At 66.6% G+C, this 26,856-nt stretch carries 22 protein-coding genes and 1 pseudogene; 12 read left to right on the top strand and 11 right to left on the bottom strand.

The genetic code is table 11. The features are described 5' to 3' along the window. The first annotated feature begins 678 nt into the window (after positions 1 to 678). Positions 679 to 3,270, top strand: a complete 2,592-nt coding sequence (gene rph, locus ACFWF1_RS39215; protein ID WP_379281311.1) for a rifamycin-inactivating phosphotransferase — start codon at positions 679 to 681, stop codon at positions 3,268 to 3,270. A gap of 7 nt (positions 3,271 to 3,277) precedes the next feature. Here rph and ACFWF1_RS39210 read toward each other — a convergent pair whose 3' ends face one another. Together ACFWF1_RS39210 and ACFWF1_RS39205 are read right to left on the bottom strand one after the other, a co-directional pair. Next, positions 3,278 to 4,117: a collagen binding domain-containing protein gene (locus tag ACFWF1_RS39210; protein ID WP_379281779.1), complete on the bottom strand. Its 840-nt coding sequence runs from the start codon at positions 4,115 to 4,117 to the stop codon at positions 3,278 to 3,280. 30 nt (positions 4,118 to 4,147) lie between these two features. Continuing rightward, positions 4,148 to 6,451, bottom strand: a pseudogene (locus tag ACFWF1_RS39205) (MMPL family transporter); the annotation flags it as partial. 323 nt (positions 6,452 to 6,774) lie between these two features. On the opposite strand from ACFWF1_RS39205, the gene ACFWF1_RS39200 reads away from it, so the two are divergent. Then, positions 6,775 to 8,079, top strand: coding sequence for an FAD-binding oxidoreductase (locus ACFWF1_RS39200; RefSeq protein ID WP_379281310.1), 1,305 nt, complete (start codon positions 6,775 to 6,777; stop codon positions 8,077 to 8,079). 91 nt (positions 8,080 to 8,170) lie between these two features. Here the strand turns inward: ACFWF1_RS39200 and ACFWF1_RS39195 are convergent, their stop codons facing one another. Beyond that, positions 8,171 to 8,656: a cupin domain-containing protein gene (locus ACFWF1_RS39195; protein ID WP_379281309.1), complete on the bottom strand. Its 486-nt coding sequence runs from the start codon at positions 8,654 to 8,656 to the stop codon at positions 8,171 to 8,173. A 147-nt stretch (positions 8,657 to 8,803) separates the two neighbouring features. Here ACFWF1_RS39195 and ACFWF1_RS39190 point away from each other — a divergent pair, with 147 nt between their 5' ends. Continuing rightward, positions 8,804 to 10,318: a flavin-containing monooxygenase gene (locus tag ACFWF1_RS39190; protein ID WP_379281308.1), complete on the top strand. Its 1,515-nt coding sequence runs from the start codon at positions 8,804 to 8,806 to the stop codon at positions 10,316 to 10,318. A 20-nt stretch (positions 10,319 to 10,338) separates the two neighbouring features. On the opposite strand, the gene ACFWF1_RS39185 is transcribed toward ACFWF1_RS39190, so the two are convergent. Continuing rightward, positions 10,339 to 11,094 (bottom strand): IclR family transcriptional regulator, encoded by a 756-nt coding sequence (locus ACFWF1_RS39185; protein ID WP_379281307.1) that lies wholly within the window; start codon positions 11,092 to 11,094, stop codon positions 10,339 to 10,341. A 152-nt stretch (positions 11,095 to 11,246) separates the two neighbouring features. Here ACFWF1_RS39185 and ACFWF1_RS39180 point away from each other — a divergent pair, with 152 nt between their 5' ends. The 4 genes from ACFWF1_RS39180 (at position 11,247) to ACFWF1_RS39165 (ending at position 14,788) form a co-directional block, all read left to right on the top strand. Beyond that, positions 11,247 to 11,750, top strand: coding sequence for a cupin domain-containing protein (locus ACFWF1_RS39180; RefSeq protein ID WP_379281306.1), 504 nt, complete (start codon positions 11,247 to 11,249; stop codon positions 11,748 to 11,750). Continuing rightward, the gene (locus ACFWF1_RS39175) at positions 11,747 to 12,625 is read left to right on the top strand and encodes an alpha/beta fold hydrolase (protein WP_379281305.1); all 879 of its coding nucleotides are present in this window, start codon (positions 11,747 to 11,749) and stop codon (positions 12,623 to 12,625) included. The genes ACFWF1_RS39180 and ACFWF1_RS39175 overlap by 4 nt, the downstream gene beginning before the upstream one ends. Beyond that, positions 12,622 to 13,572: a hypothetical protein gene (locus ACFWF1_RS39170; RefSeq protein ID WP_379281304.1), complete on the top strand. Its 951-nt coding sequence runs from the start codon at positions 12,622 to 12,624 to the stop codon at positions 13,570 to 13,572. Before ACFWF1_RS39175 ends, ACFWF1_RS39170 begins: the two co-directional genes overlap by 4 nt. A gap of 196 nt (positions 13,573 to 13,768) precedes the next feature. Then, entirely contained in the window at positions 13,769 to 14,788 is a 1,020-nt protein-coding gene (locus tag ACFWF1_RS39165) for an aldo/keto reductase (protein WP_379281303.1), read from the top strand. A gap of 52 nt (positions 14,789 to 14,840) precedes the next feature. Here the strand turns inward: ACFWF1_RS39165 and ACFWF1_RS39160 are convergent, their stop codons facing one another. The 4 genes from ACFWF1_RS39160 to ACFWF1_RS39145 form a co-directional block, all read right to left on the bottom strand. Then, positions 14,841 to 16,007 (bottom strand): oxygenase MpaB family protein, encoded by a 1,167-nt coding sequence (locus ACFWF1_RS39160; RefSeq protein WP_379281302.1) that lies wholly within the window; start codon positions 16,005 to 16,007, stop codon positions 14,841 to 14,843. 25 nt (positions 16,008 to 16,032) lie between these two features. Continuing rightward, positions 16,033 to 17,082, bottom strand: a complete 1,050-nt coding sequence (locus ACFWF1_RS39155; RefSeq protein WP_379281301.1) for a polyprenyl synthetase family protein — start codon at positions 17,080 to 17,082, stop codon at positions 16,033 to 16,035. Then, positions 17,072 to 17,353 (bottom strand): hypothetical protein, encoded by a 282-nt coding sequence (locus tag ACFWF1_RS39150; RefSeq protein ID WP_379281300.1) that lies wholly within the window; start codon positions 17,351 to 17,353, stop codon positions 17,072 to 17,074. The genes ACFWF1_RS39155 and ACFWF1_RS39150 overlap by 11 nt, the downstream gene beginning before the upstream one ends. A 381-nt stretch (positions 17,354 to 17,734) precedes the next feature. Continuing rightward, the gene (locus tag ACFWF1_RS39145; protein WP_379281299.1) at positions 17,735 to 18,682 is read right to left on the bottom strand and encodes a decaprenyl-phosphate phosphoribosyltransferase; all 948 of its coding nucleotides are present in this window, start codon (positions 18,680 to 18,682) and stop codon (positions 17,735 to 17,737) included. A gap of 524 nt (positions 18,683 to 19,206) precedes the next feature. Here ACFWF1_RS39145 and ACFWF1_RS39140 point away from each other — a divergent pair. From ACFWF1_RS39140 to ACFWF1_RS39130, 3 genes are read left to right on the top strand one after another with little or no spacing between them, the layout of a single operon-like run. Then, positions 19,207 to 19,704 carry a MarR family winged helix-turn-helix transcriptional regulator gene (locus ACFWF1_RS39140; protein ID WP_379281298.1) on the top strand — a complete coding sequence of 166 codons (498 nt, stop codon included), beginning with the start codon at positions 19,207 to 19,209 and terminating at the stop codon, positions 19,702 to 19,704. Between the two features lie 10 nt (positions 19,705 to 19,714). Beyond that, entirely contained in the window at positions 19,715 to 22,300 is a 2,586-nt protein-coding gene (locus tag ACFWF1_RS39135; protein ID WP_379281297.1) for an MFS transporter, read from the top strand. Further along, the gene (locus tag ACFWF1_RS39130; RefSeq protein WP_379281296.1) at positions 22,297 to 23,118 is read left to right on the top strand and encodes a YceI family protein; all 822 of its coding nucleotides are present in this window, start codon (positions 22,297 to 22,299) and stop codon (positions 23,116 to 23,118) included. Before ACFWF1_RS39135 ends, ACFWF1_RS39130 begins: the two co-directional genes overlap by 4 nt. Positions 23,119 to 23,144: 26 nt before the next feature. Here the strand turns inward: ACFWF1_RS39130 and ACFWF1_RS39125 are convergent, their stop codons facing one another. Further along, positions 23,145 to 24,065 carry an NADP-dependent oxidoreductase gene (locus ACFWF1_RS39125; RefSeq protein WP_379281295.1) on the bottom strand — a complete coding sequence of 307 codons (921 nt, stop codon included), beginning with the start codon at positions 24,063 to 24,065 and terminating at the stop codon, positions 23,145 to 23,147. A gap of 92 nt (positions 24,066 to 24,157) precedes the next feature. Here ACFWF1_RS39125 and ACFWF1_RS39120 point away from each other — a divergent pair, with 92 nt between their 5' ends. Next, positions 24,158 to 24,667, top strand: a complete 510-nt coding sequence (locus tag ACFWF1_RS39120) for a MarR family winged helix-turn-helix transcriptional regulator (RefSeq protein ID WP_379281294.1) — start codon at positions 24,158 to 24,160, stop codon at positions 24,665 to 24,667. Between the two features lie 116 nt (positions 24,668 to 24,783). On the opposite strand, the gene ACFWF1_RS39115 is transcribed toward ACFWF1_RS39120, so the two are convergent. After that, complete coding sequence (locus ACFWF1_RS39115) at positions 24,784 to 25,524, bottom strand: SDR family oxidoreductase (protein ID WP_379281293.1); 741 nt, start codon at positions 25,522 to 25,524, stop codon at positions 24,784 to 24,786. A 26-nt stretch (positions 25,525 to 25,550) separates the two neighbouring features. Between ACFWF1_RS39115 and ACFWF1_RS39110 the strand changes: the two genes are divergently transcribed. After that, complete coding sequence (locus ACFWF1_RS39110) at positions 25,551 to 26,153, top strand: TetR/AcrR family transcriptional regulator (RefSeq protein WP_379322269.1); 603 nt, start codon at positions 25,551 to 25,553, stop codon at positions 26,151 to 26,153. A gap of 188 nt (positions 26,154 to 26,341) precedes the next feature. Here the strand turns inward: ACFWF1_RS39110 and ACFWF1_RS39105 are convergent, their stop codons facing one another. Continuing rightward, positions 26,342 to 26,854 carry a hypothetical protein gene (locus tag ACFWF1_RS39105; protein ID WP_379281291.1) on the bottom strand — a complete coding sequence of 171 codons (513 nt, stop codon included), beginning with the start codon at positions 26,852 to 26,854 and terminating at the stop codon, positions 26,342 to 26,344. Positions 26,855 to 26,856: the final 2 nt, after the last annotated feature.

Genomic DNA, 26,856 nt, shown 5'->3' with positions numbered 1-26,856 from the left:
AGGCCCCACCACCACGCGACGGCCAGCCGCCGCACTCGACGAGCCACTCGCCGCCATGTGCACACCGCGCGCACATCGTGGTACACCGCGCACGAAATCGCTGACGATTTCATGCGCGCCATCAAGAACCGCACGCAGCCGCCCCACCACCACGCGACGGCCAGCCGCCACGCTCGACGAGCCGCTCGTCGCGGTGTGTGCGCCGCGCGCACATCGTGGTGCGCCGAGGACGAATTCGGTGGCGATTTTGCGCGCGGGGCAACGAGCTGTGCGCGCCGGTTGCGAGGAGCAGCGCGCGGGCGGGTGTCGGGAGACGGGAGGTGGGCTCGCGACGTCGGGGCTCGGTCGATGAAAGCCCGCGACGTCAGGGCTCGGTCGTTGAGGGCACGCGACGTCGGGGCTCGGCCCGATGGGGGCACGCTGACGCCGCGCCGTAACTGCCGGTGTGGCGGCTGATGGATTGGGGGTCGATGCGGATCAGGTGCAGAGTTGGGGGCTCCGGCCGATAGCGCAGTCGTTCAACGGGATTCGCCTAGTGGGCTCCCCCGTCGTGCGTGAAGGCTCCCACCCCGCTTTCCCTCTTCTACTTTACACACGATTCCAGGGCCTCATGAGGCGCCGATTTGTGGTCCATAATCGCTCCCGAAATGCCGAAACCACCAGGTGAGGAGTAGCGGGATGCCGTATGTGCTCGGGTTCGGGGAGATCGATCGGACGCAGCTGGCGATCGTCGGCGGCAAGGGTGCGAACCTCGGTGAGTTGTCGCGGGTCGATGGCGTCGACGTGCCGGACGGCTTCTGCGTGACGACCGACGCCTTCGCGCGGACCACGGCGGGCGCGGCGTCACTCGAGGGGCGGCTCGATGAGCTGTCGCGTCTCGCGCCGGACGATCGGGCAGCGATCCGTGTGCACAGCGCGCAGATCCGTGACGCGATCGAAGCTTTCGTCGTTCCCGATGACGTGGCGGCCGAGATCATCGACGCACACGCCCATTTGGGCGTGGATGGCGCCTACGCCGTCCGGTCCAGTGCGACCGCCGAGGATCTGCCCACCGCGTCCTTCGCGGGCCAGCAGGACACCTATCTGAACATCGTGGGACCCGCAGCGATCCTCGAACACATCGGCCGGTGTTGGGGCTCGCTGTTCACCGAGCGGGCCGTTACCTACCGCCTGCGAAATGGATTCGACCACACGGCAATTCGGATGGCGGTGGTCGTGCAGCGGATGGTGTTCCCGCGCGCCTCGGGCATCCTGGTCACGGCCGATCCGCTCACCTCCGATCGGACGGTCGTGTCCATCGACGCCGGCTTCGGTCTCGGTGAAGCGCTCGTCTCCGGCCTCGTGAACGCCGACATCTACCAGGTGCGCGACGGCAAGATCACCGGTAGGACGATCGCCACCAAGAAACTCGCCGTCGAACCCGCCCCGACCGGTGGCACCCAGGTGCAGGAGATCGCCAAGGAGCGCCGCAACGAGCCGGTCCTCACCGACGCCGAGGTGCTCCGGCTCGCGCAGCTCGGCCGCCGCATCGAAGCCCATTTCGGCGGCCCGCAGGACATCGAATGGTGTCTCGACGGCGAGGCTATCCGCATCGTGCAGAGCAGGCCGATCACCACGCTGTTCCCGATTCCGGTGGCCGCCGACGAGGCGAACCGCGTCTATGTCTCGGTCGGCCATCAGCAGATGATGACCGATGCGATGAAGCCGCTCGGCATTTCGCTGTGGCAGCTCACGAGCCGCGCGCCCATGCGGGACGCGGGCGGCCGGCTGTTCGTGGATGTCACCAAGCCGCTGTCGTCGCCGAAAACCGCCACCGGCGTGGCCGAGGCGCTCGGCAAATCCGATCCCCTGATCGGTGACGCGCTGCGGACCGTGATCGATCGTGGCTTCGTTCATCAAGTGCCGGAGGCAGTTTCGGCCGCTGCCCCGCCGGCGGCGCCCGCGCCGATCGAGACCGATCCCGCCATCGTCACCGAGCTGATCGCGGCGAGCGAGGCCTCCCTCGCCACGTTGTCCCGCGACATCCAGACCGAGTCCGGGCCTGGTCTGCTCGACTTCATCCGGGCCGATATCCAGGAACTGCAGCGAGTCCTGTTCACCCCGAAGGGTTTACAGGTGATCAATGCCGCGATGGACGCCTCGTTCTGGCTCAACGATCGGCTGCTGGAGTGGCTCGGCGAGAAGAACGCCGCCGATGCGCTCACCCAGTCGGTCCCCGGGAACGTGACGTCGGAGATGGGACTGGCCTTGCTGGACGTCGCCGATGTGATCCGCCCACATCCGGACGTGGTGACCTACCTGCAGCAGGTCGAGCAGACCGGCGGCGATTTCTTGGACAAGCTGTCCGGGTACCCGGGCGGCGACGAGGCACGCGCCGCGATCGAAGCCTTCCTCGGCAAGTACGGCATGCGCTGCGCCGGCGAGATCGACATCACCAGGCCGCGCTGGAGCGAAAGCCCCGCCACCCTGGTGCCGACAATCCTCGGCAATATCAAGAACTTCGGGCCCGGCGCGGGCAGGCAGCGCTTCGCGGACGGCCTTCGCGACGCCGAACAGACGAAAGAGCAACTCCTGCAACGCTTGCGCGCACTGCCGGACGGAGAGCAGAAGGCCGACGAGACAGCACGGATGATCGACCGCGTCCGCACTTTCTCCGGGTATCGCGAGTATCCCAAGTACCGCATGGTCAGCCGCTACTTCATCTACAAGCAGGCCCTGCTGCGGGAGGCCGAACGTCTGGTGACGGCGGGCGTACTGCGCGAGCCCGAAGACATCTACTATCTCCGGTTCGACGAGCTGAGCGAAGTGGTCCGAACGCGAAGTGCGAGTGCGGAACTCATCGATGAGCGTAAGGAGGCGTTCCGCGCGTATCAGGCCCTCACCCCGCCGCGGGTGCTCACTTCCGACGGCGAGGCGCTCACCGGAACGTATCGGCGCGAAGACCTGCCGACGGGCGCGCTGCCCGGAATGGCGGTGTCCGCCGGGACGATCGAGGGCCGTGCCCGCGTCGTGCCCGACATCGCGCAAGCCGATCTGCAAGCGGGCGACATCCTGGTCACCGCCTACACCGATCCGAGCTGGACCCCGCTGTTCGTCGCGATCGCGGGTCTGGTGACCGAAGTCGGCGGGCTGATGACGCACGGCGCGGTGATCGCCCGCGAGTACGGTCTGCCCGCCGTCGTCGGCGTGGAGCACGCGACCGAGCTGATCCGCGACGGGCAGCGCATCCGCGTGCAAGGCACCGACGGATACGTCGAGATCCTGTCGTAGTGAAAGTTCAGGACAGCTCGGCGTATTCGTCGGCGTCGAAGCTCAGCCGGATGTCGTGGTCGACTTGGCTGCCGGTGATGGTCACCTGGCCGCTCACCTCCGGATAGCCGCGAGCGAGCACGGTGTACTCGCCCTCCGGCAGGTCGGCCACCGCGTAGCGGCCGTCCTCGTCGGTGCGGGCGGTGCCGACGGCCGCACCGGACCAATCGAGCACGGTGATCCGGGCGTTGGGCACCGTCCGGCCGTCGGCCCGCACCGTTCCCCACAGCATCGCCATCGGCGCGAGCTCGACGTCGAAGCGGAAGCGGCCGGTGTCGGGCACGGTCAATGTCGTTGCGGCGGGCCGCATCCGCGCGGCGACCGTCACCAAGGTGTAGGTTCCGGCCAGCACACCCGTGCAGGCGTACGCGCCGTCCGCCGTCGTGACGGCGGTACCGACCACCTCGCCACGCTGGTCGGTCACGGTGACCGTGGCACCGGCTACCGGCTCGCGCGCGGCGGTGCGCACCACACCCGACAGCTTCCCGTCTCCCTGCAGCGTGATGTCGACCTGCTGCGCGCCATCTACGGCCGCGACGTTCACCGCGGCCGGTTGATGCCCGTTCGCCGAGACGATCAGCACATAGCTGCCCAGCCTGGGCGACTCGATGGTGTAGCTGCCGCCGCCGTCACCGATCGCGCGCGAAACCTGATGTCCGCGTGGGTCGATCAGTGTGAGCACCGCGTCCGGCACCGGGTGTCCGTTGTCACGAGTGATGTGGCCGTTGATCGTCCGGCCACTCGTCGCGGCGGCCTTTCCGCTCGTCGCGCCCGACAATTGTTGCCCCGCATCGCTATTCGTATCCACGAGTGGGCCACCGGTCGAGATGAGTAGCTGTTCCGGTTCCGGCTCGACATGATCGGACCGCAGCGCCCGCAACTTCGCGCCCTCGACATCGATGTCCGGCAGGATGCGATCGAGCCACTTCGGAATCCACCAGGACCGCTTCCCCATGATCACCAGCAGCGCGGGCACCAGCACCATCCGCACCACGAACGCGTCGATCGCGACGCCACAGGCCAGCGCGAACCCCATGGACTTGGCGGTGGCGTCGTTCTCCAGCAGGAAGGAGCCGAACACCGAGATCATGATGATCGCCGCCGACGTGACCACCCGGGCACCGTGGTGGTACCCGGAGATCATGGCGTCCTTCGCCGACTTGCCGTGCACGTACTCCTCGCGCATGCGGGTCACCAGGAACACCTGGTAGTCCATGGCGAGTCCGAATACCAACCCGATCAACATGATCGGTAGGAAGCTGATGATCGGCTGCGGATCGGCGATCAGGCCGAAAGTGCCCTCCTGGAAGATCAATACGGTGGCGCCGAAGGTCGCCGCCATGGAGAGCAGGAAGCCGAGGGCCGCGGTGAACGGCACCAGGATGGACCGGAACACCAGGATCAACAGCACGAAGGCCGCACCGGCCACGATCGCCAGGTAGGGCACGATCTTGCCGAGCAGGACATGGTCCATATCGGCGTAAATCGCTGTGGTGCCGGTGATTCCGTACTCGAGGCCGTACCGCTCGGTCAGCTCGCCCTCGGCGGCGCGGGCGTCGCGCACCAGGTCCTTGGTGGCCTGGTTGTTCGGTCCCGATCGCGGGACGCCGTTGAGCATGACGCCGAGTTTGTTCGGACTGAACTGCGGTGTGGTGACGTAGTCCATCTCCGGGAACTGCGCGAGTCGGTCACGCAGTGCGGTAACCGCCTCTGCGCGTTCACCTTCCGGCACGTTCGCCAGGTCGGCGGCCACGGTCAGGATGCCGTTGCGGCCTTCGCCGAAGCCCGCCGTCCGGATGTCGTAGGCCTGCCGGACCGTGGAGTCGGTCGGGAAGCTGTCCTCGCCCGGCAGACCCAGCTGCAGGTTGAGGGCCGGAGTCGCCAGTGCGGCAAGGGCAATCACCGCCAAGGCAAGGGCGACCCATGGTCGCTTGCCGATCAGGCGGCCCACCCGCATGCCGTTGGTGACGGACGTGTCGTCTTCCGGGTCGTGCTTGGCGACCAGCGGCAGCTTCGGCTTGAACAGAAAACGCCCGAACGCGCCGAGCAGGGCGGGCATCAGCGTGATGGCGGTGAGTACGGCGAAGAACGCCGCGACCGCGCCGCCCAGCCCCATGAAGGTCAGGAAGTTCACCCCGACGATGCTCAGCGCGGTCAAGGCGACGATGACGGTGAGCCCGGCGAACACCACCGCGGATCCGGCGGTGCCGACCGAAATGCCCGCTGCCTCTTCGGGACTGTCCGCCACCCGCAGTTCGTGCTTGTAGCGGGAGACGATGAACAGTGCGTAGTCGATGGACAGCGCGATGCCGATCATCGACGCCAGGAACGTCGTGAAACTCGGGATCTCGATGATCGAGGTGCTCAGCGAGATCGTCAACATCGCGGCACTCAGGCCGACGATCGCGGTGATGATCGGCACGAAAGCTGCCACGATCGCACCGAAGGCGATCACCATGACCACCAGTGCCACGCTCATGCCGATCATCTCGGCGTGGCCGCTCGGCTGCTCCTGCTTCTGTTCGATGGCCCCGCCGAGTTCGACGGTCAGGCCCTGCGCGCGAGCGGGCGCGGCCACGTCGTAGGCGGCGTGCCGTTCCGCATCGGTGATGTCCATCGCCGAGGCGATATCGAACGGCACCGACAGCACGGCGACGGTGGCCGGGGCGTCCTTGCTCAGCACGTTGAGCGGCGCGCCGGAGCACACGGCCGGGTCGGCGTCGGTCAGGCAGCCCATCGCCTTGGTCACCTCGACCGGGTTCTTCAGTGCCGCAGCGTCTTTCTCGGTGACGAGCCGATGTTTGCCGTCGTCGACCGACAGCGTCTTCAGATCGGCGATCAGCGCGTCGATCGCAGCACTGTTGTTCTTGTCGGTCAGCTTCGTACCGTCGGGCGCCTTGATGACGTACGCGCCACTGACGGCATCGATACCGAACTGCTCGGACATGCCGGGGAACTGCTTGTCCAGGATCTGCGTGGCACGTTCCGACGGCAGCGCAGGCATGCTGAACTCGTTGCTCATCGGTTTGCTGAGCAGGCTACCCGCGGTACCGAGCGCGCCAAGGAACACGAGCCACAGCGGCAGCACTATCCATTTGCGGCGGAACGCGAACTTGCCCCACCGATACAGGTATACGGACACGAATAGGTTCTCCTAGAGGTAACCGGATTGTGCTGAGTTCAGGGCCCGTATACAGCACCTTCGCGGCCCGCTTTGCCTGCGAACATCTCTCCCGTTCGGTCGCCATCTACCTACCGCACGGTATGGGCGCGGATCGATAGGAGGACGTAAACGGAGGAGCAACCTCTAGTTGCGAGATGCTACCGCACGATCAATCGGCACTGCCCGCACCCCGGCCGTCAGCCCGCTCGAACAGGTTGCGTCGGCGCGGATGTCACACTTGCTTGCCGCACGTCGTCATACATGCAGCAACGAAATAGGCAACACTGAGTGAGGTTGAAGCAATGGGTATCGAGGATCTACGCAGCGCGGTTCGTGGGAGCGTGCTGCTGGCGGGCGACGCGGCATTCGAGCAGGCTGCACGGCCGTGGAATGTGGCGGTGGCGCAATCGGTTGCGGCCGTCGTCGAGGTGGCCGACGCCCAGGATGTGGCGGATGTGCTGCAGTACGCAGGTCGGGCGGGGCGCCGCGTGGTGACGCAGCCGACCGGGCACGGCGCGACCGGTGATATCGACGAGTCGATTCTCGTTCGCACCGGTGCGTTGAACCACCTCGAGATCGATGCCGAGCGCCGGGTAGCGCGGGTGGGCGCCGGGGCGCAGTGGGGTGCGGTGCAGGCCGCGGCGGCCGAACACGGGCTCACCGGGTTAGCGGGTAGCAACCCGGTGGTCGGCGTGACCGGATACACCCTCGGCGGCGGGTTCGGTTGGTTCGCACGGAAGTACGGCTGGGCCGCGAACGCGGTGCGCGCGTTCGAGATCGTCGATGCGAGCGGACAGCGCGGGCGGATCACCGCCGATTCCGATCCGGAGCTGTTCTGGGCGCTGCGTGGTGGCGGCGGCGACTTCGCGATCGTCACCGGCATCGAGTTCGACCTGTTCCCGCTGCCGCGACTGTTCGGCGGCCGGGTGATGTGGTCCGCCGAGCGCACCCGCGACGCGTTCGACCTGTTCACCGAACTCACCACCGACGCTCCTCCGGAGCTGTCGGTCTGGTTGCAGCGCTACCAGATTCCCGGTCTCGCGCCGACCGTCGCCCTCGACTTCGCCTACCTGGGCGATCCGGCGGAAGGGCGCGAGCTGACCCAGCGCCTGGACACCATCGATGGCATCCTCGCCGACACCCGCGGCGCGCTGACCCCGGCGCAGATCGGCCAGATCACCGCCGAGCCCACCGACCCGAGCCCGTCGCTGTCGCGTGGCGAGCTGCTCACCGATCTCGGTGACGCGGTGGTGAAGACGCTCATCGATGCGCCGACCGCACCGCTGCTCAACATCCAGATCCGGAATCTGGGCGGCGCGCTCGCCGAGGCCCGCCCCGACGGTGGCGCGCGCGGTCCGGTCAGCGAACCGTACGCGCTCTACCTGCTCGGTCTGCCGAACCCGAGCGGCGCGGTCCGGACCCGATTCGCCGAGATCCTCGACGCGCTCGGCGCGCATATCACCGGTGCGAAGCCGTACACCTTCCTCGCCCCCGGCGAGTCGGCTGCCGCGGCGTTCGATCCGGAAACCCTTGCACGGCTGCGGATCATCAAGCAGGCCCGGGATCCGCACGGCGTGATCCGCGCCAACTTCCCGGTCCAGGGCTGAGAACCCGCGGTCGCCGACAGGTCGGGCCAGGGCGCCGGATTGGCGCTGCAGGCTCAACCTGCCGGCGTCCGCACAAGGGTTTCCGCGGTGCTCATTCAGCAGGCTTCATGACCAGCGAGAGTCCGTGTGTCCGCATGATTTCGGCGACTTTGGTCATATCGCGCGGACCCGGCGGCAGCTGGCTGAGGTCTCGGTAGTACTCCTCCAGTCCGGGCGGTGAGACGACCGCGATGATGCGGGTCTCCTCCTCGAACGGGTTATAGAAGACGTGGGGTACGTTGCGCGGCAGCAACATCGATGCACCGGCCACCAAAGTACGTGCGACACCGTCGAGTTCGACAACTACCTGCCCTAAGGTGCAGATGAACAGCTCGTCCTGCCGGGTATGAACATGGGTGGGCGGCCCGCCGAGGCCCGGCGGCACCACGTATTCGAAGAGCGAGTACGCGCCTCCGGTGTCGGCGCCATCCAGCCGTAGGTAGATGCCGAGGCCGATCGCCCCCATATTCTCGCCGCTGTCAGGCAGTTTCAGCGCGGTGTCGTCCTGATCGGCCCGGGTCTGCTCGTCCACGTCCACTACCGACTCCTTCGTTCGTCGCGTTCACTCCAGCCTGGCCCGGGACCGCGTCGAGCGCAGCACATCGTCTCTCTGGGAGAGACGATCGTTTGCGGTTCATGGGAAGGAGACCGACGCTGTGGTGACCGAAATGTCAGGGGTCAAGTCATGCGAATCGCGATCATCGGGGCCGGCGTCGCCGGTCTCACCACGGCGAAGGTGCTCACCCAGGCCGGGCACGCGGTCACGGTCTTCGAGAAGGCGCCGGATGTCGGCGGGGTGTGGAGCCGGACGCGGCGCTATCCGGGGCTGACCACCCAGAGTCCCAAGGCGCAGTATTCATTCTCGGATTTCCCTATGCCGGAAGGCTTTCCGGAATGGCCGACCGGCGCGCAGGTGCAGGAGTATCTCGCCGGGTACGCCGCCGCGTTCGGTCTCGACGAGGTCATCCGCTTGAACACTGAAGTGACTGCCGCACAGCCGGATACCGGCGACCAGTGGACGCTCACGTCTGTGTCGGCTACCTCCGGACCCGTCACCGAGACATTCGATCGTCTCGTAGTCGCCAATGGTGTGTTTTGTGAACCTGCTGTGCCGCCGTTCCCAGGCGGGGACGAGTTCCGTGCGTCCGGCGGGATACTCTGCGCCGGAACGGAATTCCACGATGCCGAGCAGGCGCGAGGGAAGCGCGTCCTGGTCGTCGGATATGGCAAGTCGGCCTGCGATGTCACGGTGCCGATCAGTGAGGTCGCGGTGAGCACGGATGTCATTGCCCGGCAGATGCTGTGGAAGGTGCCGCGCCGGATCGGCGGCCGGGTCAACTTCAAACTGCTGCTGCTCACCCGGCTCGGCGAGGCGCTGTTCCGCTACGCGCGGCTGCGCGGTGTGGAGAAGTTCCTGCACGGTCCGGGCAAGGGAATGCGCGACCGGATGATCAATTCCGTTGGTGCCGCCTCGATCCGGCAGTTCGGGCTGGATACGCTGGGACTGGTGCCGCCCGGGCAGATGGAGGACATCGTCCGGGGCGCCATCGGTTTGGCGACCGAAGGCTTCTTCGAGAGCGTCGCGGCGGGCGCCATCACCGTGCATCGCGAACTCACCATCACCAGACTGCTCGCCGTCGACGGCCGACCGTTCGCGGAGCTGAGCGACGGTGCGGCGCTGCCCGCCGACCTGATCGTGTGCGCCACCGGATTCACCCAAGGTGTGCCGTTCCTGCCCGCCGGGGTGCGGGATCGGCTGTTCGACGCGCGCGGGAACTTCATGCTGTATCGGCAGATTCAGCCCGTCGACGTCCCCGGTTTGTATTTCAACGGCTACAACTCGTCGTTCTTCAGTCCGCTGAATGCGGAGATGGCGGCGGTGTGGATCGCTGCCGACCTGGCGGGCCTGCTCACGCTGCCTGACGTGGCGACCAGACGCGCCGCTGTTAACGATCAGCTCGAGTTCCTCGACTCGGCCACGGACGGGCACCACTGTCGTGGCACGAAGATCATTCCGTTCTCCATGCACAATGTGGACGAGGTGCTCGGCGATGTCGGTCTGGACATCCCCGCACCGGTCCGCGCCTGGCACTGGCTGGCCCCGATCGATCCGGCCGCTTACCGTCGGATCACCCCGGCACTGATCCGGCGTCAGCAAGCTAGCCCGGCCGTCGTGGCCGAACACTCTGTCCAGCCATGAAACCAGTTGGCGCGCTGCGACTATCGCAGTGCCGAATCCACCCGCGGTGCCGCCGCGAAGTAGGCCCGCGACGAGGCGGCGGCCGCCATGCAGACCGCGGGCGCGATGCGATCGGCCCGCACCGCAGCGCTGGGGCCGGATACCGAGACGGCCGCGACGACCTCGCCCAGCGGTCCGAAAATCGGCGCGGCGATGCAGCTTACGCCGATATTGCCCTCCTCCCGCTCGGTCGCCCAGCCGCGCGAGGGAACCGCGGCGAGCTCGCGGAGGATGGCCGTCTTGTTGGTCATGGTGCGCGGAGTGCGTTGCGGCAGTTCGGCATCCAGCACCGCGTCGACGGTCTCCCGATCGGAGTAGGCGAGAATCGCGCGGCCCAGCGCCGAGCAGTACACCGGGACGACGCCGCCGGTCTGCGAGAGCATCGGCATCGGCCGGTGCCCGCTGATCTTCTCCACCACCAGGATCCGGTCGCCCTCCAGCACACCGAGCTGCACCGTGGTCATCGTGGCGTTGTGCAGATCGTGCAGGAACGGCAGCACGGCCTCGCGCAGTTGCAGCCGGATCGGCGCCAGACTGGCGATCTCGAACAGCCGGCTCCCGATCCGATAGCGAGTGCCGAACTTGTCCAGCCAGCCGAGCCCGGCCATCCGTTCCGCTGCCCGGTACACGGTGGAGCGCGGCAGCCCGCAGCGGGCGACCAGACCGGCCAGGCTCAGTTCGCGGTGCGTCACATCGAAGGCCCCGAAAATTGTTGCCGCGCGTTCTAATCCGCTCATCGGAGTTTCGCGTTCGCTATGTTCGGCGCTACTCCGCGTGGTGTCGTCTCCCATGTCGATCACCGTCTCTCTCAGGGGAACGCATCGATCACATGCCGTCCCATACCAGCCAGGCTAGACCTGGAAAGCGCTCGGTGAACGGAGACCATCTGATGGCAAGCGGCGGAAACGACTTCCACCTAGCGGACTTTCTCGGCGCCCTCGCCGATACCGTGCCGCCCGGCGCGGCCCGGCCGGTGGTGGTACACGCGGCCGAACTGGCACCACTACCCGCCGATCAGGTGCACAACCCCACCGCACTGTCGATCGCCGGGCGACTGCCCACCGTCACCTTCGAGATATTCCGGCAGACCATCCCGCCCGCCCTGAGCTCGGATATGCAACGCCACCACCACGAAACTGTGCACTATGTCATCTCCGGCAGCGGGCACAGCGAGGTCGAGGACGACACCGAGTCCTGGGCGACAGGCGATTTCATCTACACCCCGCCGTGGACCTGGCACCGCCACTACAACGACTCCCCCACCGAGCCGGTCGAATTCCTCACCATCGAGAACTCCCGCCTGCTCGGCGTGCTCGGCGTGGGGCGAAGGCAGAGCGCGGGATTGGTGACCGTCGCGGAGGCCCGCGCTCGATTCGGAAAGGAACCACAATGAACGCGCTGCCCGAACACATCAGCATCTGGGGCGAATTGTCGACTACCCCCCATGAATTGCGTTTCGTCGAGGTGGCCGGAGTACGCACCCGGGTGCTGCGCGCCGGGTCCGGCCCGGACCTGATTCTGTTGCACGGCACCGCCGGTCATCTGGAGGCTTACGCACGCGATATCGCCGGTCTGGCCGAGGACTTCCGAGTCACGGTGTACGACATGGTCGGCCATGGCTGGTCCGATCTACCCGACTATCCGTACACGACCGATGTGCTGGCCGCGCACCTGATCGGGCTGATGGACGCGCTCGACATCGAGGCCGCGCATCTGTCGGGTGAATCGCTGGGCGGCTGGGTGGTCGCCTGGGCCGCCGCGCACCATCCGGAGCGGGTACGGCGGCTGATTCTCAACACCCCCGGCAATATCGCCGACAAGCCGGAGGTGATGGTGAAAATGCGCGAGAGCACCATGGCCGCGGTGCGCGACCCGAACTCCGCCACCGTGCGTCAGCGAGTCGAATTTCTGTTCCATCACAAGGAATTGGTGACCGAGGAGCTGGTGAATCTGCGCCGCGCCGTCTACGGCCGCCCCGGTTTCGTGCGAGCCGCCGAGAACATCCTGGTGCTACAGGATCCGGTGGTGCGCAAGGACTTCGCGTGGCGACCCGAGTGGGTCGGCAAGATCGCCGCGCCGACCCTGCTGCTGTGGACCGACCATGATCCGACCGGTGGGCTCGACGAGGCCGAGCTGCTGCTGACCTGGCTGCCCGACGCTCGCTTGCACGTGATCACCGACGCCGGTCACTGGCCGCAGTGGGAGAAGCGCAACGAGTTCCTGCACGCGCATCGCGAATTCCTGTTGCTCGGTAAGGATCCGGCATGACCGAGATCGTCGGACTCGTCGCTATTTCCCACTCGCCGTTCGCGCAGTTGCTGCCACCGACCGGGCCTGCCGCACCCGGCGCTCGTTTTCTCGCGGACGCCGAGCGAGTCGCCGCGGCAGTGTCGGAGCTGGCCCCCGATGCCGTAATCGTCGTCGGCCCCGATCATTTCCATGCCAACTTCTACGACCTGATGCCGCCGTTCGTGCTCGGCGTCGAACAGGCCACCGGATTCGGCGATTTCGGCAGTCGGCCCGGCCCCCTGCCGGTGGCGGAAAAGTTGGCCTGGTCGATCCAAGAGCGGGTCACCGCAGCGGGATTCGACTTGGCCCTGTCCTACGCGCTCACCGTGGATCACGGCATCGTGCAGAGCTACGAAATGATCTGTGGCACAGCAGATGTTCCCGTGGTCCCGTTGGTCGTCAACACCACCGCGCCGCCGCTGCCCACCATGCCTCGCTGCATCCAGCTCGGGCGGGCGCTCGGCAATGCCATCCGCTCAGCCGATTTCGCGGGACGGGTCCTGCTCATCGCCAGTGGCGGCCTGTCGCACTGGTTGCCGTCCGCCGATCCTCGCGATCCAGACCTCGACGGCGAGCGCCGAGCCGGAGTAATCCACGGCGGCCGCGACCCGCACGCCTTCGACGCGGCCCGCGAACCTCGCATCCGCGCGCTCGGTGGTGACCCGAACACCCAGGTCAACACCGAATGGGACACCTGGTTCCTCGATCGGCTGCGCCACGCCGACCTGGCAGCCATCGCCGCGCTCGCCGAGGACGAACTCGAACGCGTCGCGGGCCGCGGCGGCAACGAGATTCGCAACTGGCTGATCGGAGCTGCCGCGGCGGCAACGCCTTTCGTCTGGACCAGCTACGAACGCGTCCCCGAATGGATCACCGGAATGGGCATCGGCACCACGTTCCCGGTACACCAGCCGAGTTCGGCATAGGTCCCCGCTGACCCACCGGCAGGCGCGTTCAACTGGATGAGGTTCCCTCGGATAGCAGTCCTGGTGTGGCAGTCGAGGCACCCCGCTTGGCAAACGGAGCAATGTTCCGTATATTGGTTATCGGAACGGCGCTCCGCTTATCGGGATGCTGGACCAGCCAAGTCTCGTCTCGCACACCTCTCCAGGAGGAATTCTCATGCAGTACCGCACCTTGGGCCGCACCGGCGTGCAGGTCAGCACCCTCGCGCTCGGCGCGATGAACTTCGGCAAGGTCGGGCGGACCACCCAGGACGACGCGACCGCGATCGTCGATGCCGCCCTCGAGGCCGGGATCAACCTCATCGACACCGCCGACGCCTACAGTGCGGGCCAGTCGGAGGAGATGGTCGGCAAGGCCATCGCGGGCCGGCGGGACGACATCGTGCTGGCGACGAAGGCGTACCTGCCGATGGGCGAGGAGCGCAACCATCGAGGCAGCTCGCGCCGCTGGTTGATCACCGAATTGGACAACAGCCTGCGCCGACTGGACGTCGACCATGTCGACCTCTACCAGATCCATCGGTGGGACCCGAACACCAGCGACGAGGAGACCCTCTCGGCGCTCAGCGACCTGCAGCGCGCGGGCAAGATTCGCTACTTCGGGTCCTCGACCTTCCCGGCGTATCGGATCGTCCAGGCCCAGTGGGCCGCCAAGGAAAACCACCTGACCCGTTATGTCACCGAACAACCCAGTTACTCGATCCTGCAGCGCGGCATCGAATCTCACGTGCTGCCCGTGACCGAGCAGTACGGACTCGGCGTGCTGGTGTGGAGCCCACTGGCCTCCGGCTGGCTGTCCGGCGCGATTCGCGCGGGCCGCGAAATCACCACCAGCCGTTCAACATTCATGCCGCAACGCTTCGACACCACCGTCCCCGCCAACCGGGCCAAGCTCGATGCCGTCGAGCAGCTCGCCAAGGTCGCCGACGAGGCCGGTCTGACGATGATCCAGCTCGCACTCGGCTTCGTCACCGCGCACCCTGGCGTGACCAGCGCCCTCATCGGACCCCGCACCCTCGATCACCTGAACTCCCAACTCGCGGCCGCGGACACCGTGCTCTCCGCCGACGTCCTCGATGCGATCGACGAGATCGTCACTCCCGGTGTCGACCTCGCCGCCGACGAGAAGAACGACGCGACACCCGCCCTGCTCGATCCCGCACTGCGTCGACGCTGACCTCGTCAACGCCTGGGCCGCTGAATGCCATCGAGTGAAGCGATTCCCGGGGCTAGCCGGCGGCCATGCTGGGTTCCGGCGGTGTCCAGCGGCTTGCGCGGGACACCGCCGAGGAGAGGCCGAAGCCGGGCTTGAGTTCTTCCGGGATGGCGTATTGCATAACCCGGCCTCGGGTCAGTGAGCTGAGTTCGAACCAGGTGGTGAGATGACCGAGGCGGTCCAGCGCCCACTCCCCCAAAGGTGAACTGTCCTCGATGGTTTCGAGGACGCCGAGCAGCGCGGGCACAGTCTTGATCGCGGTGTCCCACGCGGTGCGCGGCACGTCGAGCCAGTCGGCGCAGGTGTCGCCGATCAGGTAGCGGATAAGGGCGCCAACCACCGGGTCGAAGAGGGTGCCGGGCACGACCTCCTCATAGAGGTCGATGAGTTGGCGGGTGAGCTTCACCCCCTCCTCGCTCGGGCCCATATGCCGGAGCAGGTAGAGGTCGAGGAACTCTCGTCCCGACTCGACGTCTTTCGGCGCGTGCACCTGGTCGACGCCGAGCATCGCACCGACCACCCGCCACGCGTAGAAATAGGCCTCGGCACCGTCCACACTCATGTGGATGTTCAACCGATGCAGGCTGTCCAGCACCAGCATGGAGAACAGCATCTGTCCGCCGATCATGTCCTCCTGACAGATCGGCGTGCCCCATTGCGCTGTGTCCCAGCGGTTTTCGCGGGCCAAGTGGTGTCGAATGGCGGCGTGCAGCAGGCGCACCTTCTGTACGGCGGGCACGAAACGGCTGCCGGCCTCGAAGGCGTCGGGCTGCATGAGATACACGGTGAACTGTCCCGTCTCGGCCATCCTTTTGGACGGATACTCCAGCGAATGGGTGGCCGACAACAACTTCGCGACCTGCGGCACGACGTAACACGCGGGCATCGAGGCGAAGGACAGCGCGGTCGAGATGTGCACGTTGTTGTCGATGAAGAACAGCCTGGCCTTTTCCATCTCCTCCCAATCCACCCAGGCGGGTGGCGCGGCAGTCGATCGCAGATACTCGCGGGCGACGTCGGGCAGGTCGTCGGGCAACGGCGCACCGGCGGCGGAGACATAACGCATGAGGGTGTTGAACTTGCCCACCTCCCCACGCTCGAACAGGGTGGCCACGGTGGCGTCGGCGAGTTCGTCACCGTGCAGTCGCAGTGCGTCCATCGAGTCTTGCGTGTAGCTCATCGAAACTCCTTGCGTCGGTAGCGAATCAGTGGCGGCGCGTGGTTGCCGCATTGGCCAGTTCGGTCAGCGCGCGGGCGGCGGGCGCGGGCACATCGGCCAGGGCGTGGGTGGCCTCCTCGACTCGGGCGGTGATCATTTCCTCGATGCGGGCGGGTGCGCCGGCCTTGGTCATCAGGTCGCGCAGTTCGCACAGGTCCGCGTCGTCGGGCTCGTCGAGGTCCAGCAATTGCGTCAGTCGTTCGCGCTGCGGATCGTCGACGGCCTGCCAGGTCTCGGCGAGCAGGGCGGTGGGGCGGCGGGCCCGCAGATCGTCGAGATTCGCTTTGCCGGTGCAGGTTTGGTCACCGAAAAGGCCGAGTAGATCGTCGCGCAGCTGGAACGCCTCACCCAGCGGAAGTCCATACCCGGAGAACGCTTTCCGTAAACGACCATCCGCGCCGCCCAGCGCGCCGCCGAGGAGCAAGGGCTGTTCGACGGTGTATTTGGCGGTCTTGTATCGCACCACCTTCAGCGACTCGGTGACGTCGGGAATCGCACCGGTGCAAAGGATTTCGAGGCATTCACCGGCGATCAACTCCCGCGCCAGCACCGCCCACAGCGGGCGCGCCCGCGACAGGTACGCCGCGGGCAAACCACACGTCACGAACAACTGGCCCGCCAACGCCATGAGCAGATCCCCCACCAGCATGGCGAGGGCCTTTCCGGTCTGTTCGAACGCGGGTGCGCGATGGCGCGACGCATGCAGGGCGGTCTGCGCGGTGGGCAGGCCGTGCCGGAGCGGGCTGTCATCGATGATGTCGTCGTGCACACTCGCCGCGGCGTGCACCAACTCCAGGGACGCGGCGGCCCGCACGAAGGCGTCACTGTCCGGTTGCCCGGCCGCGCGCCAACCCCAGTAGCAGAACGCCGCCCGCAACCGTTTCCCATGCCCGCTCGCCAGCACGAGCTGATCAGCTACCGGACGTAGCCGCGAATCGATCTCGAGCAGTTGGTCGCGTTCCCGTCCGACGAACTCCTCGAGAATGTCGTCGACGCGAGCCTTGAAAGCGCAGGCGTCGTACCGATCAGTCCGCACCGGAACCGGTCTCGCGCGCGACGACCTGCTGCGCAAGAATCTCCAGATGGGCAGGCGGCACCAGCGCATTCCGATCCAACGCCAACCGCCCGCGCGCCTTCAGATCACTCTCCGCCGCCCCCGCCAGCCCCGGCAGATCCGACCGCCGCAGCAACCCGAGCGCCCTGCCCACCACCGGACCGACCCGGCTCAGCGCCAGATCCGCCAGCCCAGCCGCTAGTAGTACCGCATCCTCACCCCGGGATCCCCGCTGATTCGAGCTCTGCGACATGCGATCACGCTCCCGTCCCCACGACCAACACCCGACGCCGCAACCCGGCAACGCTGAACGGATCCGGTACCGCCAGTGTCTCAGCGGCACCCCACCGACGCGCCGAAAAGACACCGGACAACCAGTTGTCCGCCGAATGCCTACCGCGCACACCATCATCCGGTGCGTGCAGGGTCTCAGAGCTCGTGGCCGAATCTCAGAATGATTGGCAACGGTTTTGAGATTCTGCTCCCTCTGCTGACCGGTTGGTGGCTGATTTCGCCAGTTAAGGTCCACAGCAGGAGGATTCGGTTGGCGAGTTCGGTTACACACGCTTCGCCGGGCGGATTGGCATGCTCAGCTGGTGCGCTGATCGCAGCAACCCTCCGCCTGGTGGTCTGCTCAGGTCAGGTAGACGGCCACACCGACTGCTGCGACACCCGCCAGGGCCAATACCTGCAGCGTGCGGTCGCCCAGCACGATCTCTTCGGGTTCACCGGCTTCGCCACTATCGACGTCGACCGCGTAACGCAGGATGCTGATCGTGAAGGGAATCATCGAGACTGCGAACCACGGGTTGTCCTTGTGATCAGCCTCGAACGCCCACAGCCCGTAGAAGACGACCACCGCCGTGGCTGACAGGGTCCATACGAAACGCAGATAGGTGGGCGTGTAGTACTGCAGCGACTTGCGGATCTTGGCGCCGGTGTCGAGGGCGATCTTCAACTCGGCGTAGCGCTTGCCCGCGGCCATGAACAGCGAGCCGAAGGCCGCGATCAGCAGGAACCATTGCGACAGATGAATATTGGCCGCCGCGCCACCGGCGACCGCGCGCAGCAGGAAGCCCGACGACACGATGCAGACGTCGAGCACCGCCTGATGCTTGAGCCCGAAGCAGTACGCGAGCTGGATGCCGATGTAGACCGCCATCACCACGGCCAGCTGCCACGTCGCCACGAACGAGAGCAGGATCGAGCCGATCAGCAGCACCACCGACAGCGCATAGGCGAGATTCACGGGAACCACACCGGCGGCAATCGGCCGGAAGCGTTTGGTCGGATGCGCCCGGTCGGCCTCGACGTCGAGGGAGTCGTTGACCAGGTAGATGCCCGAGGCTGCCAGGCAGAACACCACGAACGCGATGCCGATGTGCAGGTCGCGGGTGAGGTCGGAGATGGCAAAGGTATCGGTACCCGGAATCGTCCCCGCGGCCAGCGGTGCCGCCAATACCAGGACGTTCTTCACCCACTGACGTGGCCGCACAGCCTTGGCCAGGCCGCCGGCCAGGGTCTTGGGCGGTCCGGTGAGGACGGCCTCGTCGAGTTCGATGATGGTCGGCTCTTCGCTCATAACAACGTGACTGCTTCCTGTGGCGGCGACGAATCTCTTTCAGCGGCTAGCACTATGCTTCGACGGCACCATGGTTGTGACGACCGCAACACCGCCGTCGACATACTCGCAGAGACCCGCTCGTGTGTCTCGGGTCAATCTTTCGGCAGGATCCGACGGACCTTGATGACAACGAGACCAGCGGCCCGACCCACATCGCACCACATATCGAGCGATTCGCCCGGCGGATGTTGATCGGCCAGCGGTCTGGCGCAGGGCCTGCCGACAACTGCGCCACCGCATTTCCGCCCGCATGCCCCGAAAACCGCGACAGGACAACACAAACCCGGGTACAGCGCGACGCTTCGCGAGGGGATATTCCAGTGGGATTCGCGGGGTGTGCCAGAGGTCATCTCGTACAGCGACATTGACGTATCTGTTCGGTATTGGCCATGGCTTCATCGGGCACGTTGAATGTATAGTTGGCAGAAGCAACTAGTTATAGGTGCTAAGTAAGTCTGTAGGTGTGCAAGAAGGTGAATGCGATGACCGCTGCCGGTCTCGAACCCACGGCCGCCGCTGTTGGGCTCGATGACGCCGATCGGCTTGGCGCACAACTGGTCCGGTTCGTGCGGCTGATCAACCGGACGAAAACGCAGCTGTCCAAGCACGGGCCGGACGGCTTGGAGCGGCTGGCCTACGCGGTGCTGTTCTATCTCGTGCACGATGGCCCGCAACGCACCGGCAAGCTCGCCGAGCAACTGCACTCGGAGATCTCCACGATCAGCAGGCAGACCAGAACCCTGGTGGAACACGGCCTTATCGAGCGCCGCGCCGATCCGATCGACGGCCGCGCGTGCGTGCTCGCGGCCACCGCGGAGGGCGTCCGGGTCTTCGAGCGCAACCGCAGGCACCGGAACCTCTGGATTGCCCAACTCCTGGCCGACTGGCCGATCGAGGAACGGTCCGCGCTGACCGACCTGCTCGATCGGTTCAATACCGCGATCGAAACCACCCAGCCCCGTATGACCGAACCACAATAGGTTTTGAAATATGACGAACCCGACCATCGAGGCACCGCCGGACTCGACTGCCGTTGTGCGAGTGGCACTCTCGCACCGGCAGATCATGACGATCCTGTCCGGCCTGCTGCTCGGCATGTTCTTGGCCGCACTGGATCAGAACATCGTGAGCGTGGCGATCGTGCGGATCGCCAACAGCCTGCACGGTTTCAACGAACAGGCCTGGGCCACCACGGCCTACCTCATCACCGCGACCATCAGCACCCCGCTGTACGGCAAACTCGCCGATATCTACGGGCGAAAGCCGTTCTATCTCACCGCGATCGGGATCTTCGTGCTCGGCTCGGCCGCCTGCACGTTCGCGACCTCGATGTATGAGCTCGCCGGCTTCCGCGGCCTGCAAGGCCTCGGCGCGGGTGGCCTGATGTCGTTGGCGTTCACCATCATCGGCGATATCGTGCCGCCCCGCGAACGGGTCCGGTATCAGGGCTATTTCATGATGGTGTTCGGCAGCGCGACAGTGCTCGGCCCGGTGCTCGGCGGCTGGTTGTCCAGCTATGACAGCCTCGGCGGGATCGACGGCTGGCGCTGGGTGTTCCTGGTGAACGTGCCGATCGGCGTGATCGCGCTGGCCGTGGTGTTCCGAGTGCTCAATACGCCCCATCAGCGACAGAATCACCGGGTCGACTGGTTCGGTGCGGTGGCGCTGGCGATCTGTGTGGTGCCGCTGCTGATCGTCGCGGAGCAGGGGCGCGGCTGGGGCTGGGGGTCGAACCGCGCGATCATCTGCTACGCGATCGGAGCGGTCGGACTGCTGCTGTTCGTCTTCATCGAATATCTGATGAAGGACGCGGCCCTGATTCCGTTGCGGCTGTTCAAGAGTTCGACGTTCAGCGTCACCATTGCCGGTGGGTTCATCGTCGGCGTCGCGATGTTCGGCGCGCTGTCGATGGTTCCGCTGTATTGGCAGGTGGTGCGCGGTTATTCGCCGACGAAGGCCGGGCTGCTGATGCTGCCGCTGGTGGCGGGCATCATGATCGGCTCACAGATCGCCGGGCGGGTCACCAAGATCACCGGCCGATACAAGTTCCTTCCGGTGGTCGGCACCTTCGTCATCGCCTGCGGCGCAGCGCTGTACGCGCAGGTGCTGTTCGACAGTCCGGTGTGGCAGCCGCTGCTGTACAGCGGCATCATCGGGTTCGGTCTCGGTGGCTGTATGCAGACGCTGATCATCGCGGCACAGAACGCGGGCCCGCCCTCCGATATGGGGGTGTCCACCGCGTCGGCGACCTTCTTCCGTCAGATGGGCGGCACGCTCGGCGTCGCGGTGTTCCTGACGATCATGTTCAACTTGTTGCCGCACAAGATCATTGACGCCTTCGGCGGGCGGTTGCCGCCGGGATTCGCGCCTGCCCAGCTCGACAGCCTGCAGAGCAACACGAGCGGTATCGCCGCGCTGCCGGACGCGGTGAAGCAGCCGATCCTGATCGGCTTCACCGACTCCCTGCACGGGGTCTTCTACTCCGCTGCCGCGGTGGCGCTATTGGCCTGTGTGGTACTGCTTTTCATGAAGGAGATTCCGCTGCAGGATGCCGGGGCGCCTGCCCCTGAGCCCAGTGAGAAGGTCGCGGTGGGCGCCGACTCGTGGGACGACGCGCAGGTCTGGGAGGGTGCCGCCCAGGCGCTCAGCGAGCCCGAACCGGTGCTGGCCGGTGCGGTCGGGCGCAGCAACGGCAGCCGGGCACAGTTGACCCCGGCGGTGGTCAGCCAACCGGCCGTGACGAATTCGGCCGCCGGATTCTCCGCAGGAGAAGTCGGTTCGATCGGCGGCAGCATCCGCCGCGAGGACGGCCGCGCGGTCACCGGTGCGGCACTGACACTGATCGACCAACGCGGACACCAGGTTTCGCGGGCGACCGGCGGTTCGGACGGCGGCTACCGTATCGGCGCGCCTGGCGCGGGCAGATACGTTTTGATCGTGTCGGCGGGCGGGCTGCAGCCCGCGGCGGTGAACGTGACCGTCGGCGAGCAGCCGCAAGCACTGGACCTCACGCTGCTCGGATCCGGTGAGCTGTCCGGCGTGGTGCGCACAGCCGGGCGTCAGGTTCCCGTTCCCGGCGCGACGGTCACGCTCACCGATATGCGCGGCGAGGTCGTCGGCGCGGCGGTCACCGACAGTGACGGCGCCTACCTCTGCCACGGTGTGCTGTCGGGCACCTACACCCTGGTGGCGGCCGCAGAACGCATGCGGCCCAGCGCGATTACACTCACCGTGCCCGACAGCGGCCAGCTGCAGCACGACATCGAGCTCTCGCCGATGTCCGTGCTGGCCGGGTCGGCCTCGGCCAACGGGCGGGTGGTGCCGGACGCGTACGTCACGGTGCTCGACGCGGCCGGCGAACCGATCGCCACTACCCGCACCGACGAGAACGGCCGGTACGTCCTGCGCGATCTACCCGAGGGGCACTACACGGTGGTCGCCCGCGGCTATCCGCCGGTGACCAGCCAGGTCACCCTGGCCGGTGACGAGATCACGCACGATGTGCGGTTCGGCTATGAGGAGGCGGACGGCGTGACCACGGAGGACCAGGGCTTCTCGGAGACAGCACGGTCATGAGTGGGCTGACAGCACGTATTCACACCGCGGACGGCTGGCCGGTGCCGGATGCGGTGCTGACGGTGACCGATATGAGCGGCCGCCAGGTCGCGCGGGCCGCGACCGATGCCACCGGGACGGCACGCACCGAGCCGCTGACCCCCGGCACGTACACCGCCGTTGTGACCGCTCCCGGGTTCCGGCCGGTGGCGCAGATGGCCCGCGCCGCCGGCGACGGCTCCGGCCGGCTCGGCGAGATCACCATGGAACCGGAGGCAGGTGTCGTCGCCACCCCGCCGCCGGGACCGTGGACCATCGACCCGGTGCACTCGACGGTGATCGTCACCGCACGTCACCTGGGCATCGCCAGCATCAAGGCCCGCTTCGCCGAGGTCAACGGCCGACTGAACATCGCCGAGACTTTCAGCGAGTCGACCGGTTTCGCCGAAATCAAGGCAGCGACCATCGACACCGGCATCGGCATGCGCGACGACCACCTCCGCTCCCCCGACTTCCTCGACACCGAGCGATATCCGGTGATCAGCTTCACCGGCAACAGTTTTCGCCGCACCGGCGGCGACACCTGGGTAATGGCGGGCGAACTCACCCTGCACGGACAGGTCCACCCGATCGACCTCGATGTCACCTACGGCGGTTGCGGCCCCGACCCGTGGGGCGGCGTCCGTGCCGCGTTCCACGCCGAAACCCTGCTACACCGCAACGATTTCGCCATCGACTACAACGTCCTCGTCCGCGCGGGCGTCGCCGCGGTCGGCACCACCGTCAAGATCGACCTCGATATCGAAGTGGTACAGGGCGAGCAGCTGCCGCAGATGTAGCGAATTATCGTTCGCACCAAGCGGATTCAATCGCGGAGCGACGCTCGGTTCAGCGTGGCCACGATCTTGCCCGCACCGCTCGCGGCCAGCTCGTGCGCCTGCCGAATGGATGAAAGGGGCAGAACGCGGTCGACGCGCGGGGTGTACAGGCCGCGCCGGCCGAGGTCGGCGGCTTGGTCGAGGAGAGCGGAGTCGTTGACGGCGTCCACGACTCGGACGCCTAGACGCTCAGCTCCTTCTCTATCGATGACAGTAACGACGCGGCCAGCGTCGCCGACGATGGTCACCAGGTCCGGCAACGAATCAGACGGCGCCGCATGCAAAGCCGCATAGATCCCCTCCGGAGCCAGCGCGGTGACGCGGTCGGCCAGACCCGGCCCGTAGGTTGTCGCCACGGCACCGAGGTCGGTGAGGTAGTGATGGTTCGCGGGTCGGGCGGTGCCGATCACCCGAGCTCCGGCGGCCAGCGCGAAAGCGGCTGTGGCACTTCCTACTGCGCCTGAAGCACCCTCGATCAGTAGCGTCCGACCGCTCAAATCCCCAAGCGCGTTGATCACCCCGGCCGCCGTAGCGGAGGCAAGGCCCGCGGCGGCGGCCTGCTCGATGGACCACTCGGACGGGACGGCGCTCCATGCCGTCAGCACTGCGAATTCCGCCGTGGTGTCACTCACGCCACCGAGACCGAAAACCAGGTCACCGACACTCGCGTTCGACACTCCCGCTCCGACTTCATCGATCACTCCGACGGCGTCGCGTCCAGGTATCGCCGGCAGCGCGAGGGGAAGTATCTCCCGCAGGACACCGGCGCGCAGCAGGTAATCGATCGGGTTCACGCTCACCGCTTGCACTTTGATCCGTACCGAGTTCGGGGCGGCGTGCGGTTCGGCAGCGTCCTCGACGATCAGCACGTCGGGGTCGCCGTATCTATGAAAGCGTGCAGCCTGCATCAGGGTCTCCTGTCCCGGCAAGGATTTCCTTGCCACGGAAAGCAAATGTACGCAGGAATGCTTGCTGCGGCAAGTATCGCTAAGATGGCGGCATGGGTAGTAAGGAGCGACTGTCGGCTCAGCAGGACCGCACGTGGTCGTTGCTCATCGGGGTCATGATGTGGTTGCCTGCCGAGTTGGATGCGTACCTGGAACGCGTCGCAGGACTCAGCCATGCGGAATACCAAGTCTTGCGGTGGCTTTCGCTCAGCGAAGATCGCGAAGTGCACATGACCCGCCTGGCCGCCACCGCCAGCGTCACCCCGTCTCACCTGTCGCGGATCGTGGCCCGACTCCAGGCGCGCGGATGGATCACCCGCAGCAACGACCCCGATGACGCCCGCAGAACACTCGCTCGGTTGACCACCTCGGGCGCCCAGGTAGTAGCCGAAACAGAGCCGGGCTACACCGCCGAGGTCCGCAGCCATCTCTTCGCACACCTGACCTCCGCACAAGCCCACCAGCTCGAAGACATCACCGAGGCGATACTGACCCCGCTACGAGCGGACTGCGTGGAACTACTACCTCCCCGCGCATCCCGGTCAGCCCGCCAGTCCCGCTGACTTCCCAACGAATGTCGGGCGAGATCGTAACGCCAAGGTACCGCCACCACCGTTACCTCGCTGAGGGACGCGAACCGCTGATCGGTTGGCCGCCAACATCTCTCGATGAATGCGGTTCAGCCCTGGCGGGTCGGCCGAATGGTCAGATCGCCGATTTCTACGTCGTCGGGTTGGTCGATCGCGAAGGCGATCGCCCGGGCCACCGCCATCGGGTCGATACCGAGATCGGCCATGCTCCGGCTCATCTGCTCGCGCACGGCGGGATCGGCGACGGCGTTGTCGACCAGTTCGGTGCGGACGTAGCCCGGAGAGATCGACGTCGTCCGCAGCACCCCGTCGGTACTTTCTTGCCGCAGTCCCTCCAAGAGGGTGCGGACCGCGTTCTTCGTTCCCGCGTACACCGCCTGGGTGGGCACGACGTTCAGGCCGGCGGTCGAGACGACGGTGACGAGGTGGCCACTGCCCTGGCGACGGAACACCGGCAGCGCCGCGGCGATCCCGTACAGGATCCCCTTGACGTTCACGTCGATCATCGCCGACCAGCCCTCGATGTCCAGGTCGGCGACGGGGCTGATTTTGCTGATCCCGGCGTTGCCCACCAAGACGTCCAAGCTGCCGAAACGGTCGACGGCGACGGTGACGAGCGACCGGAGGTCTTCGGGATCGGTGACGTCCACTCGTGTCGCGGCCGCGCGGCCGCCGGCGGCTTCGATCTCGGCGACCAGCTGGTCCAGCCGGTCGGTGCGGCGGGCGCCGAGTACGACGGCCGCGCCGAGTGCGGCGAGGTGGCGGGCTGTCGCCGCACCGATTCCGCTGCTCGCTCCGGTGATGGCGACAACCTTGCCCTGAACGGTCATAAGAATCCTTCGACTAGAGTGGACACATGTCCGGTTACCCTGACGACCTTAGCGGACAAGTGTCCGCTTCTGTCAAGAGCGGCGGGACGCGGCGTGCGGACGCACAACGCAACCGCGAACTGATCCTGCGAGCGGCCCGCGATCTAGTGCGCGAGCCCGGAGAGCTGAAACTCAACGCGGTCGCGAAGGCCTGCGGTATCGGGCAGGGCACGCTGTACCGGCACTTCCCGACACGCGAGGATCTGCTCGCCGAGGTGTATCGCCAGGAGGTGGACGAGGTGGTCGCCGCGGCTCCACGCCTGCTGGCAACGCATCGGCCGCTGGAGGCGTTGGCCGCGTGGTTCGACCGGGTCGCCGCCTACGCCCGGGTCAAGCGCGACGTGTTCGCCGCCTTCGAGGCGGCGACCTGGCGCGACCTCGCCGCCCACAGCCTCGGTCCGATCGGCGAGGCGGTGGAACTGCTGCTGGCCGCGGGGCGCGCGGACGGCAGTATCCGTGACGACGCCGAAGCCCGCGACGTCATCGTGCTCATCAGCTGGTTGTCGCGGCTGGACGACGCCGAACTCGACGCACGAGGGCCGCGGCTGCTGTCGATCCTCATCAACGGGCTCCGTGCGCGCCGCCACTGAGGCGAAAAGGCCGGGGACACAGCAATTGTCGCCGGAGAGATCCCGCCGGACAGCGCGACGAGTTCGCTGATCCTGTCCGTCCTGCTCGGTCTGGCGATGCTCCAGTCCGGCGTCATGAAGTCTTCCTCGCGTTCTCGATCGCGACGTCAGTCGTGCTCGTTCTCCATGCGCTTGCCTGACCTCGCGTATCACTGCGTCAGCATGGGTATCGGGCTCGGCTCGGCCACGGTCACGAGAACAACGACATCCGCATAGCGTGCGCCGCCGTGGCCGAGGCGATGAGCGAAGCGCGCCATCGGAATTCGCCACCGGTACTTCGCGGCGATCTCCGATTCGACATGCGGCAGGAGGCTGCCCGCAGTCACCAACTGGGCTTGGCCTTGCCGCTGGTGGGAGCCGAGAGCGGGATTGCCGCGCCGGTCGCCGGGCTGAACGACCACCCGGCCGTCACGCGCCAGCTCTTCGGCTTCTTCAGACTGCGACGACACCCGGAAGGCGAGCTGGGTGTCGCCGATCGGAATGACCAGTCGTGGCACCGTCGTCAGTTGCCGCGGACCGCTGATCCGGGTCACCAGAACGGTTTTGGCGTCGCGCCAGACGGTCGCGGCAGTCGAACTCACACCGCTTCGTGCTGACTGGAGCCGAGCAGCGGGTCGCGCTACCTGGCTGTCGAGGGTGAGGTCGACGAGGGTATCTGTCATCG

This window comes from Nocardia sp. NPDC060255, from assembly GCF_042727395.1.
In the GTDB taxonomy this organism is placed as follows: domain Bacteria; phylum Actinomycetota; class Actinomycetes; order Mycobacteriales; family Mycobacteriaceae; genus Nocardia.
Note: the sequence above shows the minus strand (reverse complement) of the source record. Positions and strands in the feature narration are given on the sequence as shown.

Bases quoted from the DNA above. Each gene is read 5' to 3' on its own strand.
- rph (WP_379281311.1), top strand. From the start codon at position 679: ATGCCGTATGTGCTCGGGTTCGGGGAGATCGATCGGACGCAGCTGGCG.
- ACFWF1_RS39200 (WP_379281310.1), top strand. From the start codon at position 6,775: ATGGGTATCGAGGATCTACGCAGCGCGGTTCGTGGGAGCGTGCTGCTG.
- ACFWF1_RS39190 (WP_379281308.1), top strand. From the start codon at position 8,804: ATGCGAATCGCGATCATCGGGGCCGGCGTCGCCGGTCTCACCACGGCG.
- ACFWF1_RS39185 (WP_379281307.1), bottom strand. From the start codon at position 11,094: ATGAGCGGATTAGAACGCGCGGCAACAATTTTCGGGGCCTTCGATGTG.
- ACFWF1_RS39180 (WP_379281306.1), top strand. From the start codon at position 11,247: ATGGCAAGCGGCGGAAACGACTTCCACCTAGCGGACTTTCTCGGCGCC.
- ACFWF1_RS39175 (WP_379281305.1), top strand. From the start codon at position 11,747: ATGAACGCGCTGCCCGAACACATCAGCATCTGGGGCGAATTGTCGACT.
- ACFWF1_RS39170 (WP_379281304.1), top strand. From the start codon at position 12,622: ATGACCGAGATCGTCGGACTCGTCGCTATTTCCCACTCGCCGTTCGCG.
- ACFWF1_RS39165 (WP_379281303.1), top strand. From the start codon at position 13,769: ATGCAGTACCGCACCTTGGGCCGCACCGGCGTGCAGGTCAGCACCCTC.
- ACFWF1_RS39160 (WP_379281302.1), bottom strand. From the start codon at position 16,007: ATGAGCTACACGCAAGACTCGATGGACGCACTGCGACTGCACGGTGAC.
- ACFWF1_RS39150 (WP_379281300.1), bottom strand. From the start codon at position 17,353: ATGTCGCAGAGCTCGAATCAGCGGGGATCCCGGGGTGAGGATGCGGTA.
- ACFWF1_RS39145 (WP_379281299.1), bottom strand. From the start codon at position 18,682: ATGAGCGAAGAGCCGACCATCATCGAACTCGACGAGGCCGTCCTCACC.
- ACFWF1_RS39140 (WP_379281298.1), top strand. From the start codon at position 19,207: ATGACCGCTGCCGGTCTCGAACCCACGGCCGCCGCTGTTGGGCTCGAT.
- ACFWF1_RS39135 (WP_379281297.1), top strand. From the start codon at position 19,715: ATGACGAACCCGACCATCGAGGCACCGCCGGACTCGACTGCCGTTGTG.
- ACFWF1_RS39130 (WP_379281296.1), top strand. From the start codon at position 22,297: ATGAGTGGGCTGACAGCACGTATTCACACCGCGGACGGCTGGCCGGTG.
- ACFWF1_RS39125 (WP_379281295.1), bottom strand. From the start codon at position 24,065: ATGCAGGCTGCACGCTTTCATAGATACGGCGACCCCGACGTGCTGATC.
- ACFWF1_RS39120 (WP_379281294.1), top strand. From the start codon at position 24,158: ATGGGTAGTAAGGAGCGACTGTCGGCTCAGCAGGACCGCACGTGGTCG.
- ACFWF1_RS39115 (WP_379281293.1), bottom strand. From the start codon at position 25,524: ATGACCGTTCAGGGCAAGGTTGTCGCCATCACCGGAGCGAGCAGCGGA.
- ACFWF1_RS39110 (WP_379322269.1), top strand. From the start codon at position 25,551: ATGTCCGGTTACCCTGACGACCTTAGCGGACAAGTGTCCGCTTCTGTC.
- ACFWF1_RS39105 (WP_379281291.1), bottom strand. From the start codon at position 26,854: ATGACAGATACCCTCGTCGACCTCACCCTCGACAGCCAGGTAGCGCGA.